General features: G+C 58.8%; 10 protein-coding genes and 1 pseudogene. All 11 read right to left on the reverse strand.

Going from position 1 to position 10119, the window contains the following annotated elements; all coding sequences use genetic code 11:
• Positions 1-205 (reverse strand): annotated as a pseudogene (locus AC1D35_RS33090) (lipid-A-disaccharide synthase); the annotation flags it as partial.
• A complete protein-coding gene (locus AC1D35_RS33095; protein WP_113310150.1) occupies positions 202-1083 on the reverse strand; it encodes an LpxI family protein in 882 nt (293 codons plus the stop codon). The pseudogene AC1D35_RS33090 and the gene AC1D35_RS33095, both read right to left, overlap by 4 nt.
• A 3-nt stretch (positions 1084-1086) precedes the next feature.
• Positions 1087-1905, reverse strand: coding sequence for an acyl-ACP--UDP-N-acetylglucosamine O-acyltransferase (lpxA, locus tag AC1D35_RS33100; RefSeq protein ID WP_113310151.1), 819 nt, complete (start codon positions 1903-1905; stop codon positions 1087-1089).
• The gene (gene fabZ, locus AC1D35_RS33105; protein WP_113310152.1) at positions 1902-2369 is read right to left on the reverse strand and encodes a 3-hydroxyacyl-ACP dehydratase FabZ; all 468 of its coding nucleotides are present in this window, start codon (positions 2367-2369) and stop codon (positions 1902-1904) included. The genes lpxA and fabZ overlap by 4 nt, the downstream gene beginning before the upstream one ends.
• On the reverse strand, positions 2362-3423 hold the full coding sequence (gene lpxD / locus AC1D35_RS33110; RefSeq protein ID WP_113310153.1) for a UDP-3-O-(3-hydroxymyristoyl)glucosamine N-acyltransferase: 1062 nt from the start codon (positions 3421-3423) through the stop codon (positions 2362-2364). Before lpxD ends, fabZ begins: the two co-directional genes overlap by 8 nt.
• Positions 3424-3473: 50 nt before the next feature.
• Positions 3474-5813 (reverse strand): outer membrane protein assembly factor BamA, encoded by a 2340-nt coding sequence (bamA, locus tag AC1D35_RS33115; protein ID WP_477942083.1) that lies wholly within the window; start codon positions 5811-5813, stop codon positions 3474-3476.
• Between the two features lie 199 nt (positions 5814-6012).
• The gene (gene rseP / locus AC1D35_RS33120; protein ID WP_113310154.1) at positions 6013-7146 is read right to left on the reverse strand and encodes an RIP metalloprotease RseP; all 1134 of its coding nucleotides are present in this window, start codon (positions 7144-7146) and stop codon (positions 6013-6015) included.
• Between the two features lie 29 nt (positions 7147-7175).
• Positions 7176-8006: a phosphatidate cytidylyltransferase gene (locus AC1D35_RS33125; RefSeq protein WP_113310155.1), complete on the reverse strand. Its 831-nt coding sequence runs from the start codon at positions 8004-8006 to the stop codon at positions 7176-7178.
• Positions 8006-8749: an isoprenyl transferase gene (locus AC1D35_RS33130; protein WP_113295635.1), complete on the reverse strand. Its 744-nt coding sequence runs from the start codon at positions 8747-8749 to the stop codon at positions 8006-8008. The genes AC1D35_RS33125 and AC1D35_RS33130 overlap by 1 nt, the downstream gene beginning before the upstream one ends.
• A gap of 37 nt (positions 8750-8786) precedes the next feature.
• On the reverse strand, positions 8787-9347 hold the full coding sequence (gene frr, locus AC1D35_RS33135) for a ribosome recycling factor (protein ID WP_113310156.1): 561 nt from the start codon (positions 9345-9347) through the stop codon (positions 8787-8789).
• Positions 9348-9397: 50 nt separating this feature from the next.
• Positions 9398-10119: UMP kinase (gene pyrH / locus AC1D35_RS33140; protein WP_477942082.1), on the reverse strand; the 722-nt coding region annotated here is incomplete at its 5' end.

Genomic DNA, 10119 nt, shown 5'->3' on the forward strand with positions numbered 1-10119 from the left:
GGACCTGCGTGATGCCCATGACCGAGAGTTCGGAGAAATCGAAGAGCGACGTCAATCCTTCGGCCTGCAAGCCCTCGCCGCCGACACCGACGAGTTCGATAGGGCCGGAATAGATTTTCTTGAGACCCGCGATGAGATCGGCGCCAAGCAGATCGCCAGATACTTCGCCGGCTACGACGGCAATTTTCAACGGCCTGTCGCTCATGCAAGCCCCCATCCAGGCAAGCCTTTGTCGATACCGCAGACAAAAAGACCGTTCTCGTCTGCCGCCTTGATGAGCGCGTCGCGATCAAGCACCAGCGAGCGGCCGGCTTCGATGGCCACTCCTGCAAGCCCGGCGGCTTTGGCATTGAGCACGGTGGACACGCCAATCGCCGGCAGATCAGCGCGGATATCCTGCTGTGGCTTGCAAAGCTTGACCAGCACGCCGCGCCGGCGTGGCGAAATACGGCCTGCTGATCTCAGGGCCGCCACGCGGTCGAGCATGCTGTCCGTGCCCTCAACGCCCTCAACAGCGACAACGCGTCCGCCGATCGAGACCGCACCCTGCCCGATATCCAGACTGCCAAGCACCTCCGCCGCCTTGCCTGCGCGCGCTATATCACGACGATCCTCTTCATTGGGCGAAACAGCACCAACAGGACCTGCGGTTGCCAGAAGATCCGGGGCAATCTCATGGGCACCCACGACACGCAGACCTCGCCCTTCGATCAGCTTGATCACCATCTGCAGAACGGTATCGTCGCCGCCCGAAAGCAACGTACGGATGGCGGCGGGTACCTTAGTCAGAATGCGCAGCGTCGGCCGCACTTCACGCCACTCCGGCCGGCGGCGCACGCTGCCCGACATGACGACACGATCGATGTGATATTTCTTGAAAAGCCTGTCGAGGGCAGCGAAATCACCGATACCGATGGTGGCGTGGTCGAAGCCGTCCCAGCGACGATCGCCCTCATCCTTCAGGATCACGATAACAGGATTTTCACCAGCCGAACGCGCAGCCTCGGCGACATAGGACGGCAGAAGGCCGCCACCGGCAATAATCGCCAGCCGGCCTTCAGCGGTGTCGCCAGCGGAAACCACAGATCAGCCCTTCTGTCCCCGGCTCGGCGAAGACAGCGCGCGATCGCTCTCGGCGGCGATAAAATCGAGGATCTCGACTACCTGCTCGCAATCGGCATATTCGTCGCGAATCTGGGCCGCATTCTCGCGGATCGAGCCGGCACCCTCGAAGATCGCCTTATAGGCACGGCGAACCGTGTGAATGACGGCGCGATCAACGCCGGCGCGCGTCATGCCGACGACGTTCAGGCCGCTCAGAATGCCGGGATTACCGTTCAGCATGCCGTAGGGAATGACATCGTAACTCACGGCCGAGAGCCCCCCGACGAAGGCAAATTTGCCGACTCGGGTAAACTGATGCACTGCCGCGCCGCCGCTGATGATTGCGTGATCGCCGACGGAAACATGGCCGGCCAGCATGACATTGTTCGACATGATGACATGGTCGCCGACCCGGCAATCATGGGCGACATGCGAATAGGCCAGGAAGAGACTGTTGTCGCCGATGACAGTCGAGCCGCCATGTTCGACGGTGCCGGTGTTCATCGTAACGCCCTCGCGAATGGTGCAGTTGCGCCCGATGATCAGCGACGTGTCGACGGCGCTGTGACGGGCGCTCTGCGAGTCGCCACCGATAACGGCCGAAGGAAATATACGCGTACCGGCGCCGACGGTCGTCAGACCGAGAACAACCACGTGGCTGATCAGTTCCACATTGTCGTGAAGCGTGACCTTGGGGCCAACATGGCAAAACGGGCCGACCACCACGCCTTCACCGACCGCGGCGCCGTCTTCGACCACGGCCGTCGGATGGATCCTGGCGCTTTCGGCGATCATGCTCATGCGTTGTCCTTGCGTACGATCATCGCGCCGATATCGGCCTCGGCGACAAGCGCGCCGTCGACCTTTGCGTCGCAATGGAATTTCCAGATATTGCCGCGTTGCTTTATTTTAAGCACGTGAAATTCAACGCGATCGCCCGGCACGACCGGCTTGCGGAAACGGGCGTTGTCGATCGTCATGAAATAGACGAGGTTGCCGGTCTGGCCTTCTTTCTTGGCGCAGATCGCACCCGCCGTCTGTGCCATGCCTTCGACCAGCAGAACGCCCGGCATGATCGGCGCGTCAGGGAAGTGGCCGGAAAAATGCGGCTCGTTGACCGTCACATTCTTGATGCCCACGGCGGCGTTGTCACCATCGATATTGACTATCTTGTCGACCATCAAAAATGGATAGCGATGCGGCAGCAGCTTCATGATTTCCATGATGTCGGCCGAAGAAAGCGTGGCGGCTGTAGCTTCAGTCATTCTTGCCTCCCTTTTTTCCGCGCGCTCCCGATTTTGCCAAGAGCTGTGTAGCATATTTCAGGTAGTCATTTAGCGGACGTGCCGGTATTCCGCCATAGCGGCCGCCAGCAGCAAGATCGGTCATGACACCACTTTTTGCAGCGATCTGCGCGCCATCGCCAATGGTGATATGTCCCTTGAGGCCAACCTGTCCACCGATCTGCACACCATCGCCGATGATGGTGCTGCCGGCCATGCCGACCTGCGAAACGATGGCGCAATGGCGACCGATACGGACGTTGTGGCCGATCTGCACTTGATTGTCGATCTTGGTTCCTTCGCCGATGACGGTATCGTCCATGGCGCCGCGATCGATGGTCGTATTGGCACCGATCTCGACATTGTCCTGGATGATGACTCGACCGATCTGCACGATCTTGATCATGCCGCGCGGGCCTGGTGCATAACCGAATCCATCCTGGCCGATACGGACACCATTATGGATGATGACGCCGTTACCGATGAGCGCACAGAGAATGCTCGCGCCCGTCGCGATCGAACCATTGCGGCCGATCTTGACGTTGGGACCGATGACCGAGTGAGCGCCGATACGCGTGCCCTCGCCGATCTCCGCGCCGGGACCGATGATCGCCAGCGGCTCGACGATTACGCCCTTCTCAAGCCGCGCCGTCGGATCGATAACGGCGCTCGGCGCTATCTCGGTCTCGCCGGACGAAAACGTCACCGGCTTGAGAGCCGCGGGATAGAGAAACCCGCCGGCCATCGCGAAGGCAGCATGCGGATTGGAGGAGATCACCACAGGGATATGCGGCGGCACCAGCTCAGAGAGCGCCTTGTCGCAAATTACGGCCGAAGCCTCGCAGGTCAGGAACTCGTCCCTGTTCCGGCGAGAGAGGATATAACAGATATCCCCGGCCTGCGCCCTGGCAATAGGTGAAACCGAGCGGATGATGACATCGCCATGAGCGGAATTGCCAAGCTCTGCCCCAAGAAATTGCGCCAACTCAACGAGTCTCACGCCTTCATGGGGCAGAAAAAAAGTATTTTGCTCCATCGGCAAAACTCCAGAACGGAATTGAAATTTACAGTTCCGGACTGCCGATATCAGAATTGGTTGTTAATGCCAAACTTGAAGCGCTGAGTCTTGTCGAAGTCTTCCTTCACGACCGGGATCGCATAGTCGACGCGGAGGGCGCCGAAGGGCGACTGCCAGATCAGACCGAGACCGACCGACGCACGCAGAGAGGAACCGTCACCTTCTTCGGTATCCGAACCGAGAAGCTCGACATCATTGCCGAACAGCGTGCCGGCATCTGCGAAGACTGCGCCGCGCAGGTTGAAGTCGCGCGGGAAGCCCGGCATCGGGAATGTCGCTTCAGCAGAAGCGGTGAAATAGGTCGTACCACCGAGCGGATCGTCCGGGTTGGTGATGCGCGGGCCGATACCCTTGTTTTCAAAGCCGCGAATATCGGAATTGGTCAATGTGAACTGGTCGAAGACGTTCAAGTGATCGCCGAAGCCGACAACGTAACCTGCCGATGCCGAGAGCGAACCGATGATATCGGCATCGTCAGCAAGCAGATGGTAGTAACGAGCCTTACCGTAGATCTTGTAATACTGCGAGTCGCCACCGAGCCCGGCAATTTCCTGCGTTGCGGTCGCGTAGATACCTTCACGCGGCAGGACGGTGTCGTCCAGCGTGTTGTAAGTCAGCGTCTGCGAAATGGAAGAGCGAGTCCACGGGCTTTCATCGACGAGATTTTGATAGGTAGCCGACAAATCACTTAGATTGCTTCCGCTGGAATCGTACTTCATCTGCTTGTAATTGTAGCGGAAAGTGGTCGCCAGATCTTCCGTGATCGGCGCAGTAACGCGCAGAACGCCGCTGGTTTCTTCGTAATCGTAGTTGTCGTTGCTCGACGTCTCGCTGTGATTGACATCGAAACCGGCGGCAAGGCGATAGCCGAGGAAGTAGGGCTCGGTGAAGTTGATGCCGTAAGCGCGCGAGCCTTCCTGACCGCCACCGGCCGAAACGCGGATGTACTGACCGCGGCCGAGGAAGTTCTTTTCTTCGATCGAGGCTTCAAGCAGCAGGCCGTCGCCGCCGGCCGCATAACCGGCGCCGATACCGAACGAACCTGTTGACTGATCCTGCACGTCGACAACGATGACGACGCGGTCAGCAGAACTGCCCGGCTGGGTCGAGATATTGACTGCGGAGAAGTAGCCGAGCGCTTCAAGACGGCGCTTTGCGCGAGTGATCATCTGCTGATTGAAGGCGTCGCCTTCGCTGAGATCGAATTCGCGGCGGATAACGTAATCGCGCGTGCGGCTGTTGCCGCGGATTTCGATACGCTCGACATAGGCGCGCTCGCCCTGGTCGACGAGGTATTCGACGCCGATCGTGTTGTTGTTCAGGTCGCGGTTACCACGCGGGGTAACGCGCGCAAAGGGATAACCGGCCGAAGCAACCTGATCCGAAATCGCTTCGATGGACTTCTGAACTTCCTTCGCGTTGTAGACCTGACCTTCGTGGGTTCTGACCAGCCCCTGCAGCTGCTGGGCATCGACGCCTTCAACGGTCGACTGGACGGTAACTGCACCGAAGTCGTAGCGCGGACCTTCCTCGATGTTGAAGGTCAGCGTGTACTTGTTCGTCGATTCGTCGAAAGYCGCATCGGAAGAAACGATGCGCATGTCGGCATAACCGCGATTGTAATAGAACTGGCGCAGCGCGTCTTCGTCAGCGTGCAGCTTGTCTTCGTTGTAGACGTCCTTGCGAGTCAGGAACGAGAGGAAGTTCGAACGCTTTGTCTGAATGACCGCGGCGAGACGGCCGGCGCTATAGGCTTGGTTGCCAACGAAATTGATGGCATCGATCTTGGTACGGTCGCCTTCATTGATAACGAAAGCGAGATTGACGCGGCCTTCGCCGAGCGGAACGACCTGCGTCGTCACTTCGACTTCGCTGCGGCCAGTAGCGGCATAGGCTTGCTTGATCGCCTGGATATCGGCCTGGATCTGCGCGTCGCTGTAAGGTCCGGCGGCATGCGTCTGGACGACGGCTGCCAGCTTGTCATCCTTGACCTTGCGGTTGCCGTTGAAGACCACCTGGTTGACGAGTTTTGCTTCCTGGACGTCGACGACGAGGGTGCTGCCCGAAACCGAGATCTTGACGTCGGAAAAATAACCGGTGCCGTAAAGCTGCTTTACGGAGTCGTCGATATCGGTGTTGGAGAAGCTCTTGCCGGGAGCAATGGTGATGTTCGACCGGACGGCCTCAGCACCGACGCGGCTTGCACCGCGGACGTCTATCCGCTGAATGACAGCAGCTTCCGCAGCCGTAGCCGAAACGAAAGTCAAAGCACCTGCGCCAGAAGCAACAACACCAGCAGACAGCGCAATCGCCGATACTGCGTTCAAAAACCTTGAACCAGCCTTCATTTCACCCATTACCTTTGTTTCCCTCGTCTCCGGCCCCGGGAGCCCCCGATTCCGGCCACGTGTGTCGTTTTACCCGCTTTTGACATACAAGCAAGGGAGCTCGTTAATTTCTGTTTACTTCATTTCCAAGCGTGACCCATTCGCCACTACAGCTTTGAAACATCGTAAATAAACAGTAATTTTTCCTCACTTTTACGCGCTAGCCAATGAGCGCGCTAATGTCATTCCAGGTGGCAAAAACCATTAATGTAAGTACCATGGCCAGACCAATGCGAAACGCAATTTCCTGAGCCGAAGAACCCAGCGGCCTTCCCCTAATCGCTTCCACCGCATAGAACATCAGGTGGCCGCCATCAAGTACCGGAACCGGCATCAAATTCAGCAATCCAATCGAAACTGACAAAACCGCAGCGAGCTGCAGCAACGCACCTATTCCAAGCGTAGCCATCTGGCCCGAAGCTTGCGCCACGCGGATCGGACCACCCAATTGGTCGGCTTTCATCGATCCATTGAGCAGATTGCCGATATATTTGAAGGTGCCGGTGACAATATGCCAGGTCTGGGTCACGCCTTCATGCAGCGCTTGCAGGGGCGTATAGGTCTGCAGGCGGAAGTGGCCGACCTCTTCGTTCGTGACGATGCCGATCAGGCCGATCTCGATCTTGTTGCCAAACTGGTCTGTAATGTCGGTGCGTTGCGGCACCATCGGCAGGTCCATCTTTTCGCCGTTACGCTCGACGCTCACGACAATATTCTGGTTCGGACGGATGCTGACATAGCGGCGCACGTCGTCGAAGGTCTGAACCTTGGTGCCATCGATGGAGACGAGCAGGTCGCCGGGCAGTATCCCGGCTGCGGCGGCAGCGCTATCCGGCTTCACTTCGGCAACGACGGGATCGGACACCGTGCGGCCATAGATCGCGAAAAGAACGGTGAAGATGGCAATGGCCAGGATAAAATTGGCGATCGGGCCGGCTGCGACGGTTGCTGCACGCTTCCACAGCTTTGCGCCCGCAAAGGAACGCTGCCGCTCTTCGTCCGTCATCGCGGCAAGCCTGTCGGTATCGGGCTTGCTGGATGCATCCTCATCGCCGAAAAAGCGCACATAGCCGCCGAGCGGGATCGCCGAGATCTTCCAGCGTGTTCCGTGACGATCGGTGAAACCGGCAATCTCCGGGCCGAAGCCGACGGAAAAGGCGAGAATACGGATACCGCTCCAGCGCCCCACCAGATAGTGGCCCATCTCATGCACGAATACGAGCAGCGACAGCACGATGACGAAGGGGACGATGTAGCCCGTCAAAAAACCGAATATGCCGGTCACCGCTTCCATGATTTCTTTCTTCTATCTGGCCGTAATGATCAAAGGCCGAACAATGCCGCACCGAGCGACGTCGTTCCGCCGCCCTTTATCAGCGAAAAAAGGCCAGCAAGCAAGAACGCTGAAAAACAGGCGAAAATCAGTCCATCGACACGGTCCATGACGCCACCATGCCCCGGAATGAGACGGCTGGAGTCCTTCACACCGAATTTTCGCTTGATGAAACTTTCGAAAAGATCGCCTGACTGGCTGAAAACGGACAGGACGAGCGCAATCACCGCGGCGCGATCCAGGGCTTCCGGAATCAGAAAGTGGACAATGACGGCTCCGGCAATGACGGCCGAAATGGCCCCGCCGACCGCCCCCGACCAGGTCTTGCCGGGCGATATGCGGGGAGCAAGCTTTGGACCGCCGACCGCACGCCCAATGAAATAGGCGAGAATATCGGTCGCCCAGACGACGGCGAAGATGAAGAGCATCGCGTAGAGGCCAAACGTTTCATCGCCGCGGATCGCCGCAAGCGCCAGCCCAGTGCCGCCAGCATATAAAAGCCCCGGCGCGAACCACCGGCTGGCACGATGCAGGAAGATCATGGCAATGCCGACCGCGGTCAGGGCGATCAGCATTCCGAGCGCATATTCGAAGGCCCCGGCGAGAACGAGCACGGCAACCAGCACCTCGCCGACCCAGCCGAGCACGTTGGTGACAGGGTCGCGCACGATACCCGTAATCGTCGACCATTCGTAATAGATCAGAAGCGCGATTGCCGCCGCCAGGATACGGAAGATGAAGCCGCCATACCAGGTGGCGGCAAGAACGATGATTGCGAGAATCAGACCTGAAACGATGCGGAGCTTCAGTTCCTGCTTCATCAGGTGTTCACAGCCGCAGCCTGCGCGGAGAGACCGCCGAAGCGGCGATCACGCGAAGCAAATTTCTCAAGCGCCGACAGGAAGAGCTCGCGGCTGAAATCCGGCCAGTATTCCGGCAGGAAAACGAACTCCGAATATGCGGCCTGCCACAAAAGGAAGTTGGACAACCGCTCCTCGCCGCTGGTGCGGATGATGAGATCGGGGTCGGGGATGCCGGCTGTGTCCAGCCGGGCGTTGATCAGCGCCGGCGTGATATCCTGCGACCTTAAGCGCCCCTCCTCCACGTCCTTGGCGAGGCTCATCGCAGCGCGGGCGATCTCGTCGCGAGAGCCATAGTTGAAGGCGATGACGAGTGTCAGCGCCGTATTGGCCCTGGTCGTCTCTTCGGCTTCAAGCAGAAGCTTGAGAATATCGCTACGCAGGTTGACGCGGTCGCCGATCACCCTGATGCGCACATTCTGCCGATGGAGCTCGGCGAGATCGCTGCGGATGAAGGCCTTCAGCAGGCCGAGGAGATCGGTGACCTCGGCCTCCGGGCGGCGCCAGTTCTCCGACGAGAAGGCAAAGAGCGTCAGGTATTTGATGCCCAGATCGCCGGCAGCGCGCACAGTCTGGCGAACGGTCTCGACCGCCCTGCGGTGTCCCATCGTCCGCGGCAGGCCGCGCTGCTTTGCCCAACGGCCGTTGCCATCCATGATGATGGCAACGTGTTCTGGCGCAGTCAAAAATGAAGTTTCCGACATTTTCCGTCCGGTCTTTCTTGGCGAGGACGCAAGTATACTAAACTTGCATGATTTCCTTTTCTTTCTCGCCAAGCAAGCGGTCGATTTCCAAAATCGTCTCGTCCGTCATTTTCTGAACGCGTTCCGACTGTGCCCGGCTTTCATCCTGGCCGATTACGCCATCCTTTTCGGCTTTCTTAAGGCCGTCCATACCGTCGCGGCGAACATGGCGAATCGCAACCTTGCTCTTTTCCGAATATTCGTGCGCCACCTTGACGAGCGACTTGCGGCGCTCCTCATTGAGTTCCGGCAGCGGAATACGCAGGTTCTGGCCATCGACGATCGGGTTGAGGCCGAGATTGGATTCGCGAATCGAACGATCCACGGCGCCGACCATGGTCTTATCCCAGACGGAGACCGACAGCATACGCGGCTCGGGCACGGTGATGTTGGCGACCTGGTTCAACGGCATGCGCGAACCATAGGCTTCAACCATCACCGGATCGAGAATGTTGGCCGAAGCACGGCCCGTGCGCAGCGATGCAATGTCGCTCTTGAACGCGGAAATGGCACCGTCCATGCGGCGCTTCAGTTCCTTGATATCGATGCCTTCACTCATGTCTATGCTCCCGTCTCAGAAGATTTGCGCCGGCAACGGCGCAGCTCCCATCAGTTGTCGGATACGATGGTCTTGAGACCACCACCCGTCAAGATTTCAGCGAAACGTCCCTTCTCGTGTATCGAGAAAACAACGATCGGAATGGAATTCTCGCGTGCGAGCGCAACAGCGGCGACGTCCATAACGGCGAGGCCCCGATCCAGCACCTCTTTGTGGGTCAGATGATCGAAACGCGTTGCGGTCGGATCCTTCTTCGGATCGGCGGTGTAGATGCCGTCCACCTGCGTGCCCTTGAAGATTGCCTGAGCGCCCATTTCAGCGGCGCGCAGCGCAGCAGCAGAATCTGTGGTGAAGAAGGGATTGCCGGTGCCGCCGGCAAAAATCACCACCCTGCCCAGCGACAGATGGTAGAGGGTTGCGCGCTGCGAAAAGCTTTCGCAGATTTCCGGCATGGAAATGGCCGACAGAACCACCGTGTCGATGTTCAGCTTGCGCAGCGATGTCGCCAGAGCGAGCGCATTGATGACGGTACCGAGCATGCCCATGTGGTCGCCGGTGACGCGGTCGCCGCCCTTGGACGCAACCGCCACGCCGCGGAAGATGTTACCGCCGCCGATGACGACGCCAACTTCGACACCCATCTGCCGTGYATCGGCGATGTCGGACGCGATGCGGTCCGCCACCGCAACGTCGATCCCGAAGCCCTGAGAACCCATCATGGCTTCCCCGGAAGCCTTGAGTAGAACGCGTTTGTAGATTGGTTCCGACGTCA

This window comes from Rhizobium sp. P1_E6 (assembly GCF_056405875.1).